Raw genomic sequence first — 22811 nt, forward strand, 5'->3', positions numbered from 1 at the left:
CCGCCAGAGGTGTTCATGTAGGTCATCGGCTTGGCCAGCACTACGCGCGGCCCGCCCGGGCGCAACCGGGTCTCGAGGACCTGGGCACGAGCCTTATGCGCCTTGAAGGACCCGCCGAGCCGGGAGGCCAGCTCGTCGAGGACCATCTGTCCCACGTTGTGCCGGGTGCGGGCGTACTCGGGGCCGGGATTGCCCAGCCCCACCACCAGCCATGCCTCGGACATCGGTGCCTCCAGCGAGTTCGGTTCAGAAAGTGCGGATCAGGACGCCGCAGCCGGGACGGACGGCGTCGGTGCGGTCATGTGAAGTGCGGGGCGGCCCGCGGGCCGCCCCGCACTCACGGGATCACGAGGACCGGTCGAGCGGTGGTGCTCAGGCCTCGTTCTCGGGGACGACGTCGCCCTCGGGGGCTTCGGCGGCCTCGTCGGCGACCTCGGCGCCCTCGGCCGGAGACTCGCCGAGGTCGGCGGCCTGCGGGGCGGCGACGTTGATCACGAGCAGCTCCGGGTCGGAGACCATGGTGACGCCCTCGGGCAGGCGGACGTCGGCGGCGTAGACGTGGTCGCCCACGCCGTGGCCCTCGAGGTTGATGGTCAGCTGCTCGGGGACGTGCAGGGCCTCGGCCTCGACCGTGAGGGTGTTCTCCTCGACGTTGTGCACGGCGTCGGCGTCGACCTCACCGATCACGTGCACGGGGATCTCGGCCTGGACCTTCTCGCCGCGGCGCACGGCCAGGAGGTCGATGTGCAGGATCTCCGGGCGGGTGGCGTGGCGCTGGACGTCCTTGACCATGACCAGCTCGGTGCCGCCGTCGAGCTGGAGCTCGAGCACGGCGTTGCGGTTGCGGACCGCGAGCATGGTGAGGTGACCGGGGATGACCACGTGCTTGGGCTCGGCGCCATGGCCGTAGACGACCGCGGGGATCTGGTCGTTGGCGCGGATCCGGCGGGCGTAGCCCTTGCCGAAGTCGCTGCGGGTCTCGGCAGGGATGCGGATGGTGTCAACCATGGGAACTCCTCGGAATCGGGTCTGTGCTGTCTCGGCCAGGCGATACCGGCCGCAGACCCTCCCCAGCATCCTGGGCGGCACGCCCTCGCGGACGCCGCCACCGCGCGGGGCGGGAACGTTCAACCAGCCGTCGTCGATCACGGGACACAGGGGTCCCCTCGCCTTGGCAACCACGCCAGGGTAGCACGGGGCACTCCGAGGGGCATCGCGCCTAGTCATTGCGATAGTGAATTCACATTTAGCCATTCTCGACACATGTGTGCGCTTCCGGAACTTCTCCCTTTACAGTCGAGAGTGCGGCAACCGGACCGGTGGGGGTCGATCCAGTCCCACCGGTACAGGCCAGTCGATGGGGGTCGACTGGTTCGCACCGGAACGTGCACCGGAGAACCGGGTGCCCAGTACTCACAAATCTCTCGTCGTCGCGGCGACGGCCTGCTTTGTGCTGCCCTGGGAACCCCGTGCACCCCGACTCGTGCGAGGCCGCAGGGGAAAGGACAAAAGAGCCGTGCTTAAGGAATCTGCACTGCGCCGTTCCACTACATGGCGCGACCACTACCTGCGCTCCTTGCGCAAGACCGACGCGGTGATGGTGACGGCGACGGTTGTCGCCACGCAGCTCATCCGATTCGGCTTCGAGGGCGAGACGCTGCCCCTCGACGAGTTCGGCTTCGATGAGACGCTGCCCGTCGAAGGCCTGGGTCTCCCGTACTGGCTGGTGGGCGCGGCGCTGGGCATCTGCTGGTGGGTGTGGCTGGAACTCAGGGGTACGCGTGACATCAGACTCGTGGGGCAGGGCGTCGAGGAGTCCAGGGAATTGATCAACGCCACCCTCATCCTGTTCGGGGCCATCGCCATCGTCTCATACGCAGTCAACGTTCCCACGGCCCGCGGGTACGTGTTGGTGGCGCTGCCACTGGGAACCTCCTTGCTGCTGCTCGGACGGAGCCAGATCCGCCGCCGCCTGGTCAACCGGCGACGGGTCGGCGTGGCCATGTCCCGGACGATGGTGGTCGGGTGTCGGCCCGGGGTCATCGAGACCGTCAAGTGCCTGCAGGAGCACCCGGAAGCCGGTTTCGATCCCGTGGCCACTTATGTACCCACCTCGCACCGGGCCCTACCGGCGGCACTGGCATCTGTCGAGCAACCACCGAATCTCCTGCCGGACGGCGAAGCCCCGGACGTGGACGAACTCGTGGAGGCCTGCCGCGACCATCAGATCGAAGTGCTCGTGCTGTGCGCGAGTGCACCGTTTTCTCCGGAGGAGATCCGGCACCTGAGCTGGTACCTCAGCGACGAGCGCATCCGGCTGATCCTGGACACCGGCCTGACCGACGTCGCAGGACCCCGCATCCACACGCAACAGATGGCCGGTCTCCCTCTGATCCATGTGTCCACACCGAGGATGAGCTGGTCCCGTCGGCTGTGCAAGCGAACCATGGACATCGTCGGTGCCGCTGCAGCCCTCGTGCTCCTCGCCCCGCTCATGATAGTGCTCGCGCTCATCGTCAAGCTCCACGACGGCGGTCCGGTGCTATTCGCCCACGAGCGCATCGGGCTCGACGGCGAGCCCTTCAAGGTGCTGAAGTTCCGGACCATGCGCACGGATGCCGAAGCCCTGCACCAGCAGTTGTTCGCCGAGGCCGGTGGAAGCGCCGTGTTCTTCAAGCTGAAGAACGACCCGCGGGTCACCAGGCCGGGAGTGTGGATGCGCAAGTACAGCCTCGACGAGCTGCCGCAGTTCGTGAACGTGCTGCGCGGTGACATGTCCTTGGTCGGTCCACGGCCGCAGGTGCAGGCAGAGGTGGACGAGTACGAGCGGCACATGCACCGACGACTGCGGGTCAAGCCGGGCATCACGGGACTGTGGCAGATCTCGGGACGGTCCAACGTTCGCGGCGAGCAGGCTGCGCGCCTGGATCTGTACTACGTGGAGAACTGGTCGCCCATCCAGGATCTGACCATCCTGCTGCGCACCGTCAAGGTGGTCATCCTCCCGGACGGGGCGTACTGAGCGGAGCGAAGACCCGAAGAGCCGATCGACCCCGAAGCCCTGGCTTCTGCTTTCGCTGGGCCCGGCTGCGTGGTTCGGGTCCACCGGGACAGCTTGATTTACACACCCGTGCTGGTCCCCGTCCCGCTCCGGGCGACCTTGGCCGCCAGCAGATACGCGAGGATCCAGGGCTCGACGACGTAGCGGTGGCCCAGCCGCCGCGGCTGGGTCACCAGCCGGTAGGCCCACTCCAGGCCCAGCGGCCCGAGCCAGCGCGGCGGCGGCTTCTGGATGCCGGCGTACTCGTCGATCCCGCCGCCCACGGCCGCGTAGATCGCCGGGGGCAGCTCCGCCCAGCGCCGGCTCAGGAACTCCTCCTGCAGCGGCATGCCCAGGCCGACGATCACGAAGTCCGGCCGGTACTCCTGGAGCTCCTGCACGATGCGCTTCTCCAGCATGGGATGCCAGCCCTCGCCCGCCCAGCCCCGGACCTCGCCGGAGCCGGCCCCCGCACGCAGCATCTGCACCGTGCGCGCGTTGCCCTGAGGAGTGGCGCCGACGACGGCGATGCGCCGCACCGGCGTGCGCCCCATCAGACCCGGCAGCCAGTCCAGGGTGCCGAGCCGGTGCCGCTTGGCGCTGAGCGGCCGGCCGGAGCGCCACTTCGCCAGCTTCAGGACCGGGAAACCGTCCGTGAGGACCACGTCGGCCTGTTCGTAGAAGGCGCGGAAGGTGGCGTTGACCTCCCAGGTGTAGAGACTGTGCAGGTTGTGGGCCAGGATGGCGGCCTTGCGGCCCTCCTGCCAGGTCGCCGAGATCCACCGGTGCAACTCGTCGGCGTCCATCGGCGTGACCTTGACTCCACTGACCGGGATCTCGATCGGGCCCGTGCTCTCGGCACGGGACTGGTGCTTCAACATGCGTGCTCCCCCTGTGCGGCGCCGCTGTGGCGCCTCGCTCTCGCGCTGGACCCGGTGACCGGGCCGGCGGCTTCCGGCAGGGAGCACCGGCCGTGGTGCGGCGGGATCCCCCCGGATCCGGCCGGCGCACCGGCGCCCCCTGACGCGCACGTCATGCCGACCCGAGCCCGTGGGTCTGCCGTCGTGCACGTGCGTTTACATACGCACAGCCTACGGCTCGCCGCGCCCCTGGAGCTGCGTGAGGGTGTCCCCAGTTAAGGGACTGTTTGCATGAATGTGCGCTTGTAAACTCGGGAACGGGGTCGGAACCGCGCCGGGGGGCGCAGGGGAGCGTTCCGGCCCCCGCACACTCGGGGGGAGTGAGTCATCCGTGCTCAAGAGGAACATGACCGTGCGGCCGGCCGCCTGGCGGGACACGCACATCCGGAACCTGCGCCACCTGGACGCGGCCGCCCTGGCCGCCACGCTCGTGCTGACGCAGCTGGTGCGCTTCGGCCTCGAGCAGGAGCAGCTGCTCCTCGGCGGGCTCACCGTGCCGTACTGGCTGGTGGGTGCCGCCCTCGGCTTCGCATGGTGGGCCTGGCTGGAGCTGCGCGGCGCCCGCGATGTCCGGCTGATCGGCTACCCGGTGGATGAGAACCGACAGGTCGTCTCCGCCACCCTGGTGCTCTTCGGAGCCATGGCCATCCTCTCCTACGTGTTCAACGTGCCGATGGCGCGCAGCTACGTGGTGCTCGCCCTGCCGCTGGGCATCCTCCTGCTGCTGGCCGGACGCGGCCTGGTCCGGCGCGGGCTGACGCGCCGGCGGCTGAGCGGGGAGGCGATGGCCCGCACCCTGGTGGTGGGCCGGGTGCCGGGGGTCGTGGAGATGCTCAAGGCGCTGCAGGAGCACCCGGCCGCGGGCCTGGAGCCGGTGGCGGTCTACGCCCCGTCGTCGGGCACGGCCCTGCCCCGGCACCTGGCCCGGGTGCGGATGCCGCAGAACATGCTGCCCGCCGGCGAGCGCCCCTCGGTGGAGGGGATCGTGGCCGCGTGCCGGGAGCACCGGATCGAGACGCTGGTGCTGGCCGCCTCCGCGCCGCTGAGCTCGGAGGAGGTGCGGCACCTGTCCTGGCACCTGGCCGACGCCCACATCCGCCTGGTCCTGGACACCGGGCTCACCGACATCGCCGGGCCCCGGATCCACACCCAGCAGCTGGCCGGCCTGCCGCTGATCCACGTCTCCACCCCGCGGCTGAGCCGGTCCCGGCGGATGCTCAAGCGCCTGGTCGACGTGGTGGGGGCGGCCGCCGCGCTGGTGCTGCTCTCCCCCGTGCTGCTCGTGCTGGCCCTGATCGTCAAGGCCCACGACGGCGGACCCGTCCTCTTCGCCCAGGAGCGCACCGGCCGGGACGGCACCACGTTCAAGATGCTGAAGTTCCGCTCCATGTACACCGACGCCGAGGAGCGCAAGGCCGAGCTGATGGCCGCCAACGACGCCAAGGGCGGGGTGCTGTTCTTCATGGAGAACGACCCGCGGGTGACCGGACCGGGGCGGTGGATGCGCCAGTACAGCCTCGACGAGCTGCCCCAGTTCCTCAACGTGCTGCGCGGGGAGATGTCCCTGGTCGGGCCTCGGCCTCCGCTGCCGAGCGAGGTGGCCCAGTACGAGGACTACGTGCACCGCCGGCTGCGGGTCAAGCCCGGGATCACCGGGCTGTGGCAGGTCTCCGGCCGGGATGACCTGGAGTGGGAGCAGGCCGTGCGCCTGGACCTCTACTACGTGGAGAACTGGTCCCCGGTCCAGGACTTCGTCATCCTGCTCCGCACGGTCAAGACCGTGCTCGCCAAGGAGGGCGCGCACTGAGCCCTCCGGGCACGGTCAGTGGCCCGTGCTGCGCGGGCGCAGCCGCGCCTCTTCGACGTCCAGGACCCGCTGGGCGTCGGCCAGGATCCGTGAGGGGTACTTCCCCTGCCGGCGGGCGGTGAGCAGGGCCTCGCGCTCCTCCCGGACCACGGCCAGGCGCAGCTGCCGGTACTGGTAATGGGGTGTGGGGGCGTCCTTCGCCTCCCGTGCATGGGCCCGCTCCCAGGTGGACTCGCTGCGCAGGAAGGTGTCCTGGCGGACGCGCTCGACGACGTCGGGGTCCACGGCGGCGTCCGCGCCCAGGACCGCGTCGGGGGCGTCGAGGACCCGCAGCCCGGCGTCTGCGATCTCGTCGAACAGGGCGGCGGACTCCCGCAGGTCGGCGGTGGTGTCGATGCCGCGGATGCCCAGGGCCCGGATGAGCGCCGGCAGGGTGCCGCCCTGCAGCAGCAGGGTGGTGACCGCCACCGTGAAGGCGATGAGCACGAGCTGCTCCCGGTAGGGCACCGAGTTGGGCAGGGACTGGGCCGCCGCGAGGGTCACCACACCGCGCATGCCGGACCAGCCCAGGACGACGGCGCCCCGCCAGCCCAGTCCTTCGCGGCGCTCCTGCTCCAGGTCGGCCCGGCGCTGGGCGTAGACGCGCTGCCGCAGCCGGCGCCGGCGCTCCTGCCGGGGATCGGTGCTGCGCTCGCCCGTCCGGTCCAGGCCCAGCCACAGGCGCATGGTCCGGCGCTCGGCGCGGCCGGCGCGCCGGCGCAGGAGGAGGACCAGCGGGAAGACCCAGGCCACGCGGACGACGATGAGCACCGCCGTGATGAGCAGGCCGATGAGGACCGTGTGCGGAATGCTCAGCAGGTCCTGGTCGATGTTCTCCACCAAGTGCCGCAGCTCCAGGCCCATGAGCAGGAACACGGCGTTCTCGAGCAGGAACTGCACGGTGCGCCAGTTCACGTCGTCGCTGATCCGGGCGGGGGCGTCCAGGACACTGGCGCTGCGGTGGCCGGTGTAGAGCCCGGCCACCACCACGGCCAGCACCCCGGAGGCCCCGAGCTCCTCCGCGGGGATGAACGCCAGGAACGGCACGACGAAGGACAGGGCCGTGTCCAGCACCGGGTCGTGGATCTTGGAGCGGACGAGGACGGTGACCACCCCGACGAGCAGGCCGACGGCCACGGCGACGACCACGGCGTAGCCGAAGTCGGCGACCCCGCCCCACACCCCGGACATGGTGCCCGCCGCCACGGCCAGGGAGCTGCGCAGCAGCACCAGGGCGGTGGCGTCGTTGACCAGGCCCTCGCCCTCGAGCACGGTCACCAGCCGCGGCGGCAGGCCCAGCCGCTTGCCGATCGACGTGGCCGCCACCGCGTCCGGCGGGCTGACCACGGCGCCCAGGGCGATGGCGGCGGCCAGGTTCAGGTCCGGCAGCAGGGCGTAGAGCACCAGACCGGTGAGCACTGCGGAGACCAGCACCAGCACCACGGACAGGCTGGTGATCGCCCCGAGGTTGCGGCGGAAGTCGATCACCGGGACCTTGATCGCGGCCGCGTACAGCAGCGGCGGGAGCACCACGGTGAGGATCCACTCGTGCGGCACCTCGACGGCGGGCACTCCGGGGGCGTAGGACAGCGCCAGCCCCACGATCACCAGGAGCAGCGGGGCGGCCACGCCGAGTCTCCTCGACACTCCGGTGACCGCCACCATCAGCACGACCACCAGGACACCCGCGACTGCCATTCCCATTCCCGCACTCTATCCAGCGGCACCGGCCGCGCCCCGGACCTCGCGCGGCGGCCGGAGGCCGGGCGGGGCCGCGGGCCGGTGGGCGGTCAGCGGGCCCCGGCGGCCGGGAGCGCGGCGCGTGCAGGGTCCAGCGGCAGGGTCAGGGTGAACACCGTACCCTCGCCCAGGGTGCTGTGACAGGTCAGGGTCCCGCCGTGCTGGTCCACGATGGCCTTGCTCAGGGACAGCCCGATGCCCAGCCCCGGGGTGGTGCTCATCCGGGCGGTGGAGCTGCGGTAGAACTTCTCGAACACCTTGGCCGCGTCCTCCGGGGTCATGCCGTGCCCGTGGTCGATGACCTGCACCCGGGCGGTGTCCTCCGTGCACGTGCCGACCACGAACACGGCGCTGCCGGCCGAGGAGTACTTCACGGCGTTGGAGACGAGGTTGTCCAGCACCTGCCCGATGCGCACCGGGTCGCAGTCCAGCCCCAGGGAGTCCGGCGCCCAGGTCCGCACGGTGATTCCGGTCCGGGCGGCCGAGGGCTGGGCGGCGGCGACCGACTGCTCGAGCAGCCCCACCAGGTCCACCGGGACCCGGTGCAGGTCGGCGGCGTCCCGGTGGGCGTTGAGCAGGTCCTCCACCAGGCTCAGCAGCTGGTCGGCGTTGCGCTCGATCACCTCCAGCCCGTCCTGCGCGGACGCCGGCAGCCGGTCGTCCATGGCCAGCAGCTCGGTGTAGCCGCGGATGGAGGTCAGCGGCGTGCGCAGCTCGTGGGAGATCCCGGCCACGAAGTCGTCCTTGGCCTGCAGGGCGTCCACGAGCTCGGTGACGTCGCTGAAGGACAGCACCGATCCGTCCGCCCGCCCGTGCTCGTCGTGCATCACCCGCGCCGTCACGGACAGCACCTGCTGGGCCGGGGGCTCGCCCACACGGACCAGGATCGAGGAGAAGGACTCCCCGCCCACCGCCCGGGCGATCGGGGTGGCCTCGGGCGGCAGCGGAGCGCCGGCCCCGTCGTACAGCGTGAGCCGCGCGGAGGCCGCAGGGGGCGCCAGCCGCTGCTGGGCGTGGTCGTGCAGCCGTCCGTTGTTGGTGAGCAGCGGCCGCCCGATCTCGTCCAGGGCCAGCACCCCGACCTCCACGGAGTCCAGCACGGTGCTCAGCAGCCGCTCCCGGCGGTCCCCGGCGGCCAGCAGCCGGCGCAGCTGCGCGTCCTTGGCCTCGGCGCTGTTGACCAGCACCTGCGCCATGGTGCCGATGGCCAACATCATCAGCGGGATCAGCAGCGGGGCGGTCAGCGCGGAGAGGACCACGGGCCCGGGGCGCAGCAGCACCGGCACCCACAGCATGGCCGTGGTCAGCAGCGCCCCCAGCGCGGCGGCGGACCGGGGCAGCTGCGCCGAGGCGACCAGCCACAGCACCGGAAGAGCCGCGAGGAACGGCACCCCCAGCACGTTCGGGAACAGGCCTTCGAAGAGCAGCCCGATCGGCACGAAGTCCAGCACCGGGATCACCAGGTAGGACCGCTCGGGCAGCCGGTCCCACGGCACCAGGAGGCACACCAGGGTCAGCAGCACCGTGAGCACCCCGGCCCAGAGCACCCGCGGGTCCGCCAGCAGCGGCGCCCGGAAGACGGCCAGGACCAGCAGGAGCAGGAGCGTGGTGACGGCCTGCGGCAGCTGGCTCACCACCACCCGCCCGCGCAGCGAGAGCTCGTGGAACGGCTTGGGGACCAGGGAACGGTGAGCGACGAGGGCGTCCACGGCAGGGCTCTTCCGACGGCGGGGGCGCCACCCGGGGGGCGGAGTGGCACCTGCAAACCCTAGCGCGTCGGGCCCCGCGGCGGACCGCTCAGGCGGCCGGGGACAGGGGCGCGCCGGGCTCCTCGGACTCAGACGATCCGGGCGCGGACGATCCGGGCGCAGACGGACCGGGCTCGTGCAGCTCGGCCCGGGCCACGGCGTACTCCGCCACCACGGGCAGCAGGTCCACGCCGTGGAAACCCGTGATCCGCCCGTGGTCGAGCTCCGCCTCGTGCTCGGTGTCCAGCAGGCAGGCCGGCACCAGCGCGACCGGCACCTGGTAGTCCGTCCACCGGTACGTGTGCCCGGGGCGGCGCCGGCCCTCGGTGAGGGACTCCAGCACCACCGGCAGGCCGGGGTCGTGGCCGGCCGGCAGCTGATAGGAGAACAGCCGGGCCCACTCCACCGCCCCGGCGGGAGTCTCGGCAGTGAGGATGCTGAGGGTCACGGTCATCGTGCGGGGTCCTTCCGGGACGCTGCGTGGACCGGCCGGTCAGCCGCCCTCCTCCAGCCTCCGTGAGGCGCGTAACAGGGGCGTGTCCCCCACCTGCCAGCTTCCCGTGCCTTCCGCACTTCGCCGCCCGTGGTTACGGTGAGGCGGGAGCACCACGGGAAAGGACCCCTCATGGCCGACTATCCGCACCTGCAGACCACCGTGCTGGACGCGACGGACGTCCGCGGGCTGGCCGAGTTCTACCGGCAGCTGCTGGGCCTGCAGTACCGGCCCGGGGACGAGCCGCCGGTGGACGGCTCCGCCGACGAGCTCGAGTGGCTGGTCCTCACCGACGCACACGGGACGCGGAAGCTGGCCTTCCAGGCCGTCCCGGCGCTGCCGCGGGTGACGTGGCCCGATGCCTCCGGCGTCGCCCAGCAGCTGCACCTGGACCTGACCGTCCCGGACCGGGACGCGCTCGAGCACCAGCGGGAGCGTGCCCTGGAGCTGGGGGCCGAGCAGCTGCTCGACCGCACGGACGACCCGGACGAACCGCTCTACGTGTTCGCCGATCCGGCCGGGCACCCGTTCTGCATCTTCGTGGCCTAGGAGCCCGCCGCGCCCCGGCGCGCCGACCGCGCCCGGACCGCCTGACCGGCGAGCACGACCAGCGCCAGGACCAGGACCATCCCGGAGTAGCCCACCGCGGTGGGCACCAGGCCCACCCGGCCGGCCAGCGCACCGGCGGCGACCGCCGGAATGCTGTTGGCCAGGTAGCTCACCACGTAGATGGCCGAGAGCAGGCCCGCCCGCTCGCGCGGGGCGGCCTGGGGCAGCAGGGTGCGCAGCACGCCGAGGAAGCCGGCGCCGAAGCCGACCCCGGCCACCACGGTCGCGGCGAAGTACAGCCCCACGGACCCGGTGAGTAGTCCGGCCACGGTGGCGGCCATGCCGACCACCAGGGTGCTCATGCCCAGGACGAGCACACGGGAGGCCCGGACCGAGCCGAGCAGCAGCGTGGTCAGCCCGCCGGTGCCGGTCAGCGCCGCCACGAGCAGGCCGGTGAGGACCACGGAGTCCGCCCCGGTCATCGAGCGGACCACGCTGGGCCCCAGGGACAGGACCAGCCCGCCCAGGGACCAGGTGGCCGCCGCGGCCGGCAGCACCCACAGCGCGGAGCGCCGCACCGCCGGCGGAAACTGCACCCGCGGCCGCAGCGAGGCCAGGGCGCCGGGCTTCCGCTCGACGGTCTCGGGGCCCAGCGCCGTGGCCACCACCTGCAGCACGAGCAGCACCAGCAGCACCACGTAGATCAGGGACACCGCACCGGGCGCCGCGGCGACGATCAGGCTCGAGGCCACCGCCCCGGCGGCCAGGCCGAACGTCGGCCCCGCCCCGTTGAGCACCGTGCCCAGCCCCGGCCGGGCGGGCGGCTCCAGCTCGATGAGGTAGGCGCCCAGCGCCCCCATCGCGGTGCCGGTGGCCACGCCCTGCACCAGGCGCGCCGCCACGAGGGCCGCCTCACTGCCGGCCAGGGCGAACACCAGCATCGCGACGATCTCCAGCCCCAGACAGGCGAGCACCACCGGGCGGCGCCCCAGGTGGTCGGACAGCGAGCCCACCGTCAGCAGGGCGGTGAGCAGAGCGAGGACGTAGGCGGCGAAGACCACTGTGATCACCACCGGCGGGAAGCCCCACAGCTCCTGGTACAGCGGATACAGCGGGCTCGGCGCACTGGAGGCGGCCATGAGCACCACCAGCACGGACGCCTGCACCCAGAAGGCAGCAGAGGCGGGCAGCCCTCGACGACGGCGCGACGGGGCGGCGGACTCGGAGGGCATGCGGACCTTTCACGGCAGAGGGTGGCGCGGGACGCGCGCGAACGCCAGGAATTTGCGAGGAGCTCAGGATAGTCCTCCCGAGCGCGAGGTCCTGACGGCCATGGCCCCGGGCGGATCCCACCGGGCCGCCTGGACGAAGGTCTACACGTGACCACTCTCCGCACAGGGCCCACGCGCTGACAATAGACCTTTGTCCGATCCCACGGGGACCATGTGGGGACAGAAACCTCCCCCCACATGCAGAGTCATCCGGATACGCTCGTACACATCCCACCCGCTCCGTATCCCCCTCGACGGACAAGCGAGAATCCGATGACCACCACCCCCCTGTTCACCGACGCCCAGCGCTACCTGCGCTCCGGCTCCCCCGCCGGCCTCACCGTCACCCGGTTCGAGATCGTCGACGACGTCGCCGAGCTCACCGTCGCCTTCACCCCGGAGGCCCTGGAGCGCGTGCTGCGCTCGCAGCTCGAAGCCGTGGAGACCCCCGCCGACTGGGACTGCCCGCAGGCTCCCACGGAGGCCGGCTCCCCCACGTGGGCCTACGCCCTGGAGCTGTCCCGGGTGTTCAACGAGCACTACTTCAGCCACGTGCTGCTGGAGCGGCACGAGGCCGGTTTTGAGGCCCTGCTCGCCGCGCACGGGCACGAGGGCACCCCCGTGGTCGCCAAGCCGGACTACACCCCGGCCTCCCTGCTGCCCGTGCTGCGCCGCCTGAAGGCCGAGCACCTGAGCCGCTCAGAAGACCACTGGTCGGCGCGCGCCGCCTGAGCTGAAAACCCACGGCGTCCCCCTGTTGGGGGACGCTGCACGGCCCCCGCCCCCTCGGGGGCCGTCCCTTTGCCCGACGACGTGACCCCCGTCACCACTAGGGGGAATGCCGTTCCGCGAGTTCTCGGCAGAGGTCAATGCAAACGCAAAAATGGTTCGTCATAGAGCCCTATTCATCCATTTGCGCCCCTAAACTTGGGGACAAGTGCAATGCAGCGCGCGGTCCACCGTCGCTCCCCGGGCCGGGAGTCGACTTCCCCAGGTGGCCGCGCGCTTTTTCGGGGAGGGAGCACCACCATGCTCAAGGCCAGCCAGGTAGCCCACACCGCTGCGGACCACCACATCGAGAATCCGATCGACCAGCTCCGCCGGGTCGATGCCGAGCGCACACCCGCGTCCGAGACCGGGTGGCGCTCCGCGTACCTCACCCGGCTGCGCTGGGCCGATGCGCTGGCCGTGACCGTGGCGCTGCTCGGCACCCACCTGTTCCGCTTCCAGCTGGAGCACGCCGGCCTGGACCTCGGCCCCCGCTCGGTCCCCTATGCGGTGGTGGGACTCGTCCTCGCCCTGGTGTGGTGGACCCACCTGGGCCTGCGCGGCGCCCGCGACGTGCGGCTCATCGGCCACGGCCTCGAGGAGACCCGGCAGGTCGTCCTCTCCAGCCTCATCCTGTTCGGCGCGCTCGCCATCATCTCCTTCGGCTTCGACATCCCCACAGCGCGCAGCTACGTCCTGATCGCCCTGCCCCTGGGCATCGGACTGCTCATGCTGGGCCGGTTCCTCGTCCGGCACCGCCTGGTCAAGGCCCGCTACCGCGGCGAGGCCCTGTCCCGCACCATGGTCGTCGGCCGGCTGGGTGGGGCCACCGATCTCATCAAGTCCCTGCGCCAGCACCCCACCTCCGGGCTCGACGCCGCCGCCGTCTACGTGCCGGAGACCCGGCACCCCATGCCGGCGGAACTGCAGCGCATCAAGCTGCCCGTTAACGCCCTGCCCGCGGGTGAGCGCCCCTCCGTGCCGGGCATCATGGCCGCCTGCCAGGAGCATGAGATCGAGACCGTGGTGCTGTCCTCCAACGTGCCGCTGAGCACCACGGAGATCCGCCACCTCAGCTGGGCACTGGCCGACGCCCACATCCGCCTGGTCATGGACACCGGGCTCACCGACATCGCCGGTCCCCGCATCCACATGCAGCAGGTGGCCGGCCTCCCCCTGATCCACGTGGCCACCCCGCGGCTGAGCCGCAGCCGGGCGCTCACCAAGCGCCTCATGGACATCGTCGGCTCCGCGGCGGCGCTGCTGGCCCTGTCCCCCGTCCTGCTCGCCCTGACACTCATCGTCAAGGCGCACGACAAGGGCCCAGCCTTCTTCGCCCAGGAGCGCATCGGCCAGGACGGCAGCCGCTTCCGGATGCTGAAGTTCCGCAGCATGCGCACGGACGCCGAGCAAGTCCTACAGCGCCTCAAGGAGCAGAACGAAGGCGCCGGCCTGCTGTTCAAGATGAAGGACGACCCCCGCGTCACCGGCCCCGGCAAGTGGATGCGCCGCTACAGCCTGGACGAGCTCCCCCAGCTCTTCAACGTCCTCAAGGGCGACATGTCCCTGGTCGGCCCCCGACCCCCGCTGCCGAGCGAGGTAGACCAGTACGAGGACTACGTCCACCGCCGGCTGCGTGTAAAACCCGGCATCACCGGCCTCTGGCAGGTGTCCGGACGGTCAAACCTCGACTGGGAGCAGTCTGTGCGCCTGGACCTCTACTACGTAGAGAACTGGTCGCCGGTGCAGGACATGCTCATCCTTGGACGAACCTTTAAAGCCGTTCTGGCCAAGGAAGGTGCGTACTAGGAAAATCTATCTGCACCTACGCAGACATGCGGCTTAAAGCATCTCACCAAAATCACAATGCAAGATATACCTAAATACACTCGCTCCATTTGGACAGCGCGGACAAACCCACGAGCCGCTCAGCGACAAGACTTCGCTCAATGCAACATGAAGGACGCCCCATGGCAAACCATCCAAACACCAACCGCTTTACCCGCCTTTTACCTGGAGACACCGACAAAACCTTCATAGGTGGCGTTCCTTTTACAGCGGCCACACCACAAAGTGCAGTAGAACAGACATTGAACCTCGTGCGCTCCAGACCCAGCGGAGGCACCGATATTCACCTACTAAATGTATATAGCGTCGCGCTCGCAACTAAGGACCCACAATTTGCAAGATGCGTCCAAAACGCCGCCATAAACCTGCCAGATGGAAAACCAGTCGCAGCAGTTAGTCTGCTTTTTGGAAACCGACTCAAACAGGTTCGCGGTCCCGCCTTCTTCGAAGACGTCATATCCGCCGGTCGCCATGACAACATACGTCACTTCCTGCTTGGCTCGACTCCCGATACCCTGAGCGCGCTGGAACAGTCCCTCCTTAAAAAATACCCGGGCGCGTTGATAGTCGGAACACTTAGCCCACCGTTCAGGGACCTGACAGATACTGAACGCACCGAACAGGATGCCACAATAAGGAATACAGGAGCGGACATAGTCTGGGTCGGACTCGGCACCCCCAAGCAGGACTACGAGACTCGAAGGCTCGCGGAAGCTGGCTTCACCGCCGCAGCCGTGGGAGCAGCCTTCGACTTCAGCGCCGGACGAAAACTGATGGCCCCCAAGATAATACAAACCCTCGGACTGGAATGGCTGCACCGACTAATCAGCGAACCCAAACGGCTCTGGCGACGATACCTTTGGGGAAACACCACCTTCGTCCTCCTTATTTTGCGGAAACTGGCCCGCCGATGAAAATAGCGATTGTACATAGTTACTATAGCTCCGTCACTCCAAGTGGTGAAAACATTGTTGTAGATATGCAGGCCGCGGCACTGACTGAAGCAGGCCACGACGTAAAAGTCGTGGCGCTACGCACGGACGAACTTAGAAACCGACCCTTCTATAAAGCCCGCGCATCGCTCAACGTGGCCAGCGGACTTGGAGCATCGCCACTCAAAGAACTAAAAAAGTTCCGTCCCGACATCGTTCACGTTCACAATCTGTTCCCCAACTTTTCTACACGGTGGCTAAAAAAGTGGAGGGGCCCCGTAGTGGCGACTATGCACAATTTTCGCCCTATCTGCTCCAACGGGCTTATGTTCCGGGACGGTCATCAGTGCAGTCTGTGTCCAGAACAGGGTCACCACAACGCTGTCGTGCATGCATGCTATCGGGATTCTCGCTTAGCAACACTCCCTATCGCTATACGCAACCGAAATGGAGTGGCTGGAGACCCGCTTTTCTCCAGAGCGCAAGAACTCATCGTCCTGTCGGAACGATCACGGAGTACCTACAAAAAATTTGGGGCCAACGCAAGCAATCTAACTGTAGTCCCGAATTTCATAAATCCACCAACTTTCAGCAACGTAGTAGGACAAGATCGATCAACCTGGATATACGCCGGAAGGTTGAACGTTGAAAAAGGCATAGTCGATTTGCTGCAAAGATGGCCGCGCAACGAGCGTCTCATAGTAGCTGGTACCGGAAACCTTGAAAACAAGGTGCAAGAGATGGCAAAACAAATGAAAAACGTCACATTCGTTGGGCCAATACCCCGCGAACAATTACTTTCATTAATATGCAATGCAAAAGGTGTGGTAATCCCGAGTCTTTGCGCAGAAAACTTGCCTACAATCTACCTTGAGGCACTCACAGCTGGAACGCCTGTCATTGCTAGGCGTGGAAATAGCGCTGCAGACGACATTGATACTTGGGCGCCCGGTCTTACTTACAACAACACGCAACAATTACACGAGGCTATCGAACAGGCGACACAGAACCACCAGGACCTTTCCATTGGTGCACGCCAACGATTTCGAGACCAGTACACAAAAGCAACTTGGCTGCGAAACATTGAAGCTATATACCAGGATGCGTTCAATAGGCTGCCCCATAAATGAATCTCAGTCGGACGACACATGTCGATAGAGCCACGTCGCAAGCTCAGCGTTCGTTGAGGATCATCTACAACAAAGCGAATACGGTGACCATATGATGGCGACGAGGTCCAAGAAAGCAGTGCGAGTGCGAACTTTACTCGGCGCGTCCGCTCACGTAGGGGCCCTCACTGCAGCGAACGTGCTACACCTTTGCACGTTACTCATTTCAACCATTTTGCTTGGACGCAGTGCGGGCCCGGAAGCGTTGGGCATTTTTTCCCTTGCCACCGCATCCGGTTCGATCCTGCAGTCTATATCGACGGCCGGCCTCCATACGGCGGCCATTGCCGCACTTTTGCGCGCAGATATCAATCGAACCTCCGAACTAAGAAGGATAATTTTCAGCAGAATCTTTGTTATACCTCCGATATTTGTATGCGGAGCATTGATTGTCCATTTGCTGCCGGGTATAGAACTGGCTGACCCTAAAGTCATGACCCTGTTTTTTATTGGATATGCCGTAGGCTCCTTTGACATCGCCGATCTTTCGCACACGGCGCTGGGCAATTTTCAAACTATAGCGTGGCGGCGCGTGGCGTTACTAATTTGTTTCTGCCCCTTCATATTTTTAGCGGCATCACGGGGGCACCTCGAATCAGTATTGTTGTTGTTGGCCGTAGAATCCGTGTTGTGGCAACTTGTACTTATTCCGGGTGCTGGGCTGCCTGCGTGGCCATTTCGGCACATACCAAATGAATGGAAGGCAACAATCAGGGGAATCTGGGGCGTGCGTTCACTCTGGATAGCAAGTATTTTAGGATCCATAGCCCAACGAATCGACCTATTTATAGTCGGTGGCCTTATGACAACTTATGCCGCCGGCCAGTATGCCACCGCGAGTAGACCCGTAGAAGCAACAACAATGGTAGCAGGTAGCCTCATAACGGTTCTTTTCAATGCTATGGCCAGGAATCGCAATTCCGCCAGCGCCTATGCGAGATACTCGGCTCGTGCTGCTAGAGCTCTAACTTTCGCGTCGGCGAGCATTACCATAACGATTTTGCTTTTTGGCCCAATGGCTATTATATATCTGTATGGTGACGCCTTTTATCCCGCCGCACAGCTCCTACTTATATACGCAGCCAGCATAGTTTTTATTTTTCAAAAGCAGCTTCTTGATCGGATTGTCATACTCGAAGGATCTTACAATTATACTTTTCTTTACAGTTGCGCCTTTATTGCCATAACGGTAATGCTTAATCTGATTTTTATTCCCTTATATGAACTTACCGGTGCAGCTGTAGCGTCTGTTTTAACCCACCCCGTTGCGTTGATATCGACCTTTGCATTCACTGCTCGCGGGCGACAAATGCTAGCTATTGGCTACGGAAGTGTTGTATTGCCCTGGAGTCGTTTTACCCCGAGCGCGAACAATCTGATAAACACACGCTGACTCGAGCCCATTCTGTAGGCCGCTGGTCACTTTCCGCCATATGCCCCGGTTAGTTCGATTCGCGTGGCGTCTTTTTCGCAGGGCTTTAGCGAGCGATCTCAAACGTAAACATGTAATTGAATTTATAAACTTAACTATCGCGAAAGATCAAAACTCATGTCAAATCAGCGCAAATTGCCCATTTTTGTGTGTGCTTTTTCCTGTGAGCCCGGCCGCGGTAGTGAACCAGGTGTCGGCTACAGCATGGCTGAGGCTCTCGCTACATTGTCTCTACAGCTCCGCCACGATATAACTCTTTTTACTCGGCCGCACACAACTGACGCGATTCGCAGGGCTCTAAACGAGAGCGTAGCGGGCCACAATTTGACCATACATTCTGTCAAACTGCCATTGTGGCTCGTGGCCGCCACCAAAGGCAGAGGTATACGCATCGCATACATTATATGGCAGTTAAAGGCCGTCTTGGCAATATCGCGACTTTCCCGGAAAACGGAGGGCGGCTTCGTTGTACATCACGTGACCTTCGCCACGGAGGCATTGCCGACATTTGAAAGCATGCTCGGTAAGCGGGCAAAAATTGTATTCGGGCCGGCAGGTAGCTCGCAAGCGTTAAACGTGCAATCCTCAGGCAAGTTGAGGGCGTTCATGCGAAACGGCGTGCGCAGGATCATTGGCCGGATTAACATGCGCGACGTAGTTTTAGCTCTCGCAAACAACGACTTTGCCGCTCAATCGTTTAGGCGACTTGGCTCAACTCATACTATTGTGGAACCGAACATCGTGGTTCCTTCCGCACTGGCCTTCGAGGCCTTGAGTTCACGGACGTGCGAAGCAGACGGCTACGACTTTATCTGCGTAGGGCAGTTGCGAGACCTGAAACGATTCGGCATGGCCATCGATGCTTTTAGCAACATGCAGGACCGCTCTCTTAGGATGCTCGTCGTAGGTGACGGTCCATTGCGACGGACCCTGGAGCGGCAGGCCGAGGACGCCGGGGTAGGGAAGCGAATCGTCTTTGCCGGATCGGTCGACCGTGCAGAAACACTATCCCTTATGGCGAGCTCTCGTGTGTTGGTACATCCATCAAGGCAAGAGGGATCGGCCTGGGCCGTCGGTGAGGCACAAGCGGTATGCACCGTACCTGTTGTTGTTAGGGGCTCTGGATGCGAAGCCACGGTTCGACTCGGCGGCTTCGGTATTGTTACTGATAACAATGTCGCCTCGCTGCGGCAGGGCATGGAGGAGGCGTTGCACACACAAGGTTGGCCGAGCACCAGGTGGGACGGCAGTCGTTTACCCAGCCTTTTAGAGGAGTGGTACGAAGCGGCCTTATCCACTGGCTAGATCTCCTCGGTTACCTTGAAAGCCACTCAATGCGATCCACTGCAATCGGTGACCCACGCGGGCGCATCAGCGTTGCTCAAGGCGAGGTGTCAACACATAGACATAGCGGAAGGCAACCGAAATTGATGCGACGCCTACTCCAACCGGGCGGCCGGCATCGGTGACTTCTTAAGTTGGTGTGCCGATGGCTGAGGCCAACTCCATTGGAGACTGTCATGTTGCCTCGCCTATTTCTAAAATTTTTGTTTTTCAGTCAGTAGGCGTTTTGCGACAGTCAAATAGATATGGATAAATGATGGTTAAAATGCACTCAAATGCGAGTCGGACGAGGGCTCCAGGCATAGACATCGCCCGTGCCCTCGCTGTCATTGGTGTCGTAGCCACCCATACTGTATCTGGAATGTTAAACTCGTCTCTCATAGATTCGAGTTATCCCGCGTACGAATGGATCCAGAACATCGGTATGCTGCGACTTCCCGCTTTGGCTTTTCTTACGGGTCTGTTTATTCCGTCGGGAATAGCGAAGCGTGGTGCATCACGGTACATGCGCATTCGGCTTGTTTCGCTAGGATACTTGTATGTCCTGTGGAGTTTGATTCAGGGAACTGTCGCGGTCGCGTTTGCAGGCTACAGGAATGGCTCGGGTGGGACATGGCTCGGCGTACTTTCGTTATGGACTCCCGAGGGCCAGTTGTGGTTTCTCACTTACTTGATGACCGCGTCGGTTTTGCTCACCATTTTCCGTCCTTGGAAAAATGGGAAACGGGCTATTGCATCCCTCGTCCTTTTCCTTTGCGTTACCTTGCTAATGTGGGGGCGTCAGTACAATTATGTGGGTATTGCTGGGTTGAGTCTTATTTTCTTCTCCGCGCTCGGCGCTACGATGGGTATGCATCGGGCAGTCCGCATACTGAATCGTGGTTTGGGAACTTGGATTGCTGTGGGCGCAGTAAGTACTTCCCTTTTCATAGCCCTTCTGGGCGCCTCGCCACAACATCCGGCGTCGGGTACGTCTGCGACTCCGCCTCAATTGCTTTTGCCAAGCTTGCTTGCATCCACAGTTGGTTGCATAGCACTTGTGGCCTGCTCTCAAATTCTATTCTTTGTTCCATATGTCGCACGCCCTCTCCAGTTAGTTGGACAGCGCACGCTTGAAGTGTTTGTGATGCATTACTCTCTTTATGCGGGCACACGCGTGCTCTTAATGCACGCTGGAGTTGAGAACCCAGCTTTTCATCTCGTAGCTGGGATATCCGTAGGCGTTCTTGTACCCGTGTTTTTGTCCTGGCTACTTCCAAGGATTGGCATGAGGTGGTTATTTCAACCTCCGTCATTTTTTATGCTGGATGGCCGTTCACTTCTCGCCAAAGTACGCCTTGTCGCCCGCCGGGGGGCTCTTCGCACCTAAGATACTTCCGTTCTTACAGATTCAATAGGTGTACTATAACCACAGTCGCATCATCACGACACGCCTTTTAGCAAGGCAAAAGTGACCGGTCAGATTGGTCTGTCGGCTGGCATGATGCGAGCGTGGTGAGATGTCGAGGTCTGAGCGACTGCTCAGGAAGAAGGGACACGACACTTTGCCGTCAAACCGCTTGCCTTCGAATGATTTACTTGCCCCCTCAAAATTGCACACCCGCACTGTTACTCAGTTTCCTCTTGTCGAGGAACTTCAGGCAGCCGAAGATGAGGTGGCGGACCTTACTTCTGTTTTGCGAGCTGCCGTCCGCCGGCGCGACGCTTTGCTGAACTTGGTAGACCTGTACCGTCAACGGGGTTTACTTCTGTAAGTGCGAGTGAGTTGTATGGCACCTTGGTGGGTCGTTTGTTCTTGGAGATGGGCTTATTAGTTTATCCGAGGCAGTCGCCGGGCGCAGACGACGGTGACCCCAGGATGACGACAGCGGTGATGGTGGCGGCACTTCGGTCGTAGCGGTTGGCCAGGCGGCGGAAGGCCAGCGATCAGGTTAAAGTGCTGTCCACGACCCAGCGGTACTGCCCGAGGCTTTTGCTTGAGTCCATCCCGCGTGGGCGATACGGGCGGTGATCCTGCGCCGGCGCAGGTAGCGGCGCACCCTCGTGTTGTCGTAGGCCTTGTCCGCGTGCACCTTACCCGGTCTCCGCAGTGGCCGACCGCGGCCTCGCACTCTGACCGGGCTCGAACCGTCCAAGATCGGCTCCACCAGCATGGAGTCGTGCCGGTTGGCTCCGGTGATCGCCACCGCCAGCGGCAACCCGTCGGCGGTGACCAGCAGGTGGTACATCCTGCCGAGTTTCTCGCGATCCGTGGGGTTGGGACCCGTCAGCTCGCCCCCCCTCTTGGCCCGGGCGCTCGCCGAGTCCAAAAACGCTCTCGACCAGTCGAGCGCCCCGTCCTGGCCGAGTTGGTCGAGGACGGCGTGGTGGAGCTTCTCCGACACACCGGCCTCTTGCCAGGCCCGCAGCCGACGCCAGCAAGTGATCCCGGAGCCGAAGACCAGCTCGGTGGGGAGCTTTTCTTCCACGCGATGCCGTGCTCGACCACGAACAGGGTGCCGTTCAAGGCGGATCGGTCATCGAGCCGAGGCCGCCCGGTATGCCCGTTCTTCGCCGGTGGAGGCGGTGGGATGAAAGGTTTCAGCAGCTCCCACAACTGGTTGCTGAGCAGTCGCCCGAAGGCCGTCTGACTTGCCATGGCAGTCATGATCGCCGGCCCGGCCGACCCCACTTAACGCCTCAGCCATAACTATGGAGACCACTTTCGAATGGCGCCGTCCACACCGCCGAAGGCGAGGCCGTGGGCCCGACCGGACCGATTCGGGATGGGAAGAACAAGCCCCATCGCGGGGCCGGGCGTGGGCGCGTGGATGGTGCCCGCCGCAAATGGCCAGGCGGCTTCCCCTCGACTTTCACCAAGATGCCTCGATGCGGATCGATGCCGAGACGATCTATCAGGCCTTCTACATCGAAGGCCGCGGCGCTCTCCAAGGACGCCTGAGCTGGTGACTGCGATGAGGGCCGGACCAAGCGCGCACCCCGGCCGCGCACCCGGCAGCAGACCTGGGCGCACGTGACCGAGGAGACCTTACCGGCCAAGCGCACCGAAGAGGTCGAGGATCGCAAGGTCGCCAGACATTGAGAGGTGACCTCATCATCGGACTGAAGCGCTCAGCGGTTGCCACCTTCATCGAGCGCACGACCCGCTACGCCATGCTGGTCCACCTGCCACGCCAAGAGGGCTATGGGCTGATCTTGCCGAAGAAGAACGCACCAGCACCGCCTAGCTAAGGCGCCCTGTCCATGAAAGACGCCCTTGTAGCGGCCTTCACGCCGGCCACCAGATAGCGTGCGCCGGTCGTTGACGTGGGACCGCGGCAAGTAGCTTTCCTCGCATGCGCTCTTCGAGGCACAGACCGCAGTGCCCGCCTACTTTGCCGCTGCCAACAGCCCCTGGCAGCGCGGCAGCAACGAGCACCTCAACGGGCTGCTGCGCCAGTACCTGCCCAAGGGCACCGACCTCTCCCGCTGGAGTACTGCGGACATCGCCGCATAGGCAGACACCGGTAACAACAGGCCCCGAGGAATCCTCGACTGGCGCGCCCCCGCCGAGCTCTTCGAGGAACACCTACGCTCGGCTCAACAGCACACTGTTGCGACAACCGGTTGCATACGGCCAATACACGGCTTGCGATTTCGGCCGGACATTGCGCACCAAGGGAATACTGGCCGCGATGGGCTAGGTGGGGCCGGACTCTGATAACGCGATGG

General features: G+C 65.1%; 16 protein-coding genes and 3 pseudogenes. 11 read left to right on the forward strand and 8 right to left on the reverse strand.

Annotated features, from left to right (window positions below; translation table 11 throughout):
* Both GMA12_RS04330 and GMA12_RS04335 read right to left on the reverse strand, forming a co-directional pair.
* Positions 1–224 (reverse strand): annotated as a pseudogene (locus GMA12_RS04330) (aminoacyl-tRNA hydrolase); the annotation flags it as partial.
* Positions 225–372: 148 nt separating this feature from the next.
* Complete coding sequence (locus GMA12_RS04335) at positions 373–1008, reverse strand: 50S ribosomal protein L25/general stress protein Ctc (RefSeq protein ID WP_156267573.1); 636 nt, start codon at positions 1006–1008, stop codon at positions 373–375.
* Between the two features lie 508 nt (positions 1009–1516).
* On the opposite strand from GMA12_RS04335, the gene GMA12_RS04340 reads away from it, so the two are divergent.
* Positions 1517–3022 carry a sugar transferase gene (locus tag GMA12_RS04340; RefSeq protein WP_370830208.1) on the forward strand — a complete coding sequence of 502 codons (1506 nt, stop codon included), beginning with the start codon at positions 1517–1519 and terminating at the stop codon, positions 3020–3022.
* Positions 3023–3120: 98 nt separating this feature from the next.
* Here GMA12_RS04340 and GMA12_RS04345 read toward each other — a convergent pair whose 3' ends face one another.
* Complete coding sequence (locus GMA12_RS04345; RefSeq protein ID WP_156267575.1) at positions 3121–3921, reverse strand: WecB/TagA/CpsF family glycosyltransferase; 801 nt, start codon at positions 3919–3921, stop codon at positions 3121–3123.
* A 370-nt stretch (positions 3922–4291) separates the two neighbouring features.
* On the opposite strand from GMA12_RS04345, the gene GMA12_RS04350 reads away from it, so the two are divergent.
* Positions 4292–5767, forward strand: coding sequence for a sugar transferase (locus tag GMA12_RS04350; protein ID WP_370830209.1), 1476 nt, complete (start codon positions 4292–4294; stop codon positions 5765–5767).
* A 15-nt stretch (positions 5768–5782) separates the two neighbouring features.
* On the opposite strand, the gene GMA12_RS04355 is transcribed toward GMA12_RS04350, so the two are convergent.
* The 3 genes from GMA12_RS04355 to GMA12_RS04365 all read right to left on the reverse strand — a co-directional run bounded on the left by GMA12_RS04355 (position 5783) and on the right by GMA12_RS04365 (position 9748).
* A complete protein-coding gene (locus GMA12_RS04355; RefSeq protein ID WP_156267582.1) occupies positions 5783–7510 on the reverse strand; it encodes a cation:proton antiporter in 1728 nt (575 codons plus the stop codon).
* Between the two features lie 86 nt (positions 7511–7596).
* Positions 7597–9255 carry a sensor histidine kinase gene (locus tag GMA12_RS19395; RefSeq protein WP_156267584.1) on the reverse strand — a complete coding sequence of 553 codons (1659 nt, stop codon included), beginning with the start codon at positions 9253–9255 and terminating at the stop codon, positions 7597–7599.
* Between the two features lie 88 nt (positions 9256–9343).
* On the reverse strand, positions 9344–9748 hold the full coding sequence (locus GMA12_RS04365; protein WP_156267587.1) for a hypothetical protein: 405 nt from the start codon (positions 9746–9748) through the stop codon (positions 9344–9346).
* 171 nt (positions 9749–9919) lie between these two features.
* Here GMA12_RS04365 and GMA12_RS04370 point away from each other — a divergent pair, with 171 nt between their 5' ends.
* Positions 9920–10336 (forward strand): VOC family protein, encoded by a 417-nt coding sequence (locus tag GMA12_RS04370; protein WP_156267589.1) that lies wholly within the window; start codon positions 9920–9922, stop codon positions 10334–10336.
* Here the strand turns inward: GMA12_RS04370 and GMA12_RS04375 are convergent.
* Positions 10333–11568 carry an MFS transporter gene (locus GMA12_RS04375; RefSeq protein ID WP_156267591.1) on the reverse strand — a complete coding sequence of 412 codons (1236 nt, stop codon included), beginning with the start codon at positions 11566–11568 and terminating at the stop codon, positions 10333–10335. The genes GMA12_RS04370 and GMA12_RS04375 overlap by 4 nt on opposite strands.
* Before the next feature lie 312 nt (positions 11569–11880).
* On the opposite strand from GMA12_RS04375, the gene GMA12_RS04380 reads away from it, so the two are divergent.
* The 7 genes from GMA12_RS04380 to GMA12_RS19500 all read left to right on the forward strand — a co-directional run bounded on the left by GMA12_RS04380 (position 11881) and on the right by GMA12_RS19500 (position 20469).
* Positions 11881–12339, forward strand: a complete 459-nt coding sequence (locus tag GMA12_RS04380; RefSeq protein ID WP_156267593.1) for a hypothetical protein — start codon at positions 11881–11883, stop codon at positions 12337–12339.
* A 297-nt stretch (positions 12340–12636) separates the two neighbouring features.
* Positions 12637–14184 (forward strand): sugar transferase, encoded by a 1548-nt coding sequence (locus GMA12_RS04385; protein WP_156267596.1) that lies wholly within the window; start codon positions 12637–12639, stop codon positions 14182–14184.
* 161 nt (positions 14185–14345) lie between these two features.
* On the forward strand, positions 14346–15137 hold the full coding sequence (locus GMA12_RS04390; RefSeq protein ID WP_162459471.1) for a WecB/TagA/CpsF family glycosyltransferase: 792 nt from the start codon (positions 14346–14348) through the stop codon (positions 15135–15137).
* The gene (locus GMA12_RS04395; protein WP_276607350.1) at positions 15134–16285 is read left to right on the forward strand and encodes a glycosyltransferase family 4 protein; all 1152 of its coding nucleotides are present in this window, start codon (positions 15134–15136) and stop codon (positions 16283–16285) included. Before GMA12_RS04390 ends, GMA12_RS04395 begins: the two co-directional genes overlap by 4 nt.
* 124 nt (positions 16286–16409) lie before the next feature.
* On the forward strand, positions 16410–17717 hold the full coding sequence (locus tag GMA12_RS04400) for an oligosaccharide flippase family protein (protein WP_162459472.1): 1308 nt from the start codon (positions 16410–16412) through the stop codon (positions 17715–17717).
* A gap of 516 nt (positions 17718–18233) precedes the next feature.
* Positions 18234–19061, forward strand: a complete 828-nt coding sequence (locus tag GMA12_RS18740; protein ID WP_162459473.1) for a glycosyltransferase — start codon at positions 18234–18236, stop codon at positions 19059–19061.
* A 304-nt stretch (positions 19062–19365) separates the two neighbouring features.
* Positions 19366–20469, forward strand: coding sequence for an acyltransferase family protein (locus GMA12_RS19500; protein ID WP_370830377.1), 1104 nt, complete (start codon positions 19366–19368; stop codon positions 20467–20469).
* Between the two features lie 441 nt (positions 20470–20910).
* On the opposite strand, the pseudogene GMA12_RS04415 reads toward GMA12_RS19500, so the two are convergent.
* Positions 20911–21738, reverse strand: a pseudogene (locus GMA12_RS04415) (IS5 family transposase).
* A 69-nt stretch (positions 21739–21807) separates the two neighbouring features.
* On the opposite strand from GMA12_RS04415, the pseudogene GMA12_RS19680 reads away from it, so the two are divergent.
* Positions 21808–22707 (forward strand): annotated as a pseudogene (locus tag GMA12_RS19680) (IS30 family transposase); the annotation flags it as partial.
* Positions 22708–22811 lie beyond the last annotated feature (104 nt).

The organism is Kocuria sediminis, assembly GCF_009735315.1.
Taxonomy (GTDB): Bacteria; Actinomycetota; Actinomycetes; order Actinomycetales; family Micrococcaceae; genus Kocuria; species Kocuria turfanensis.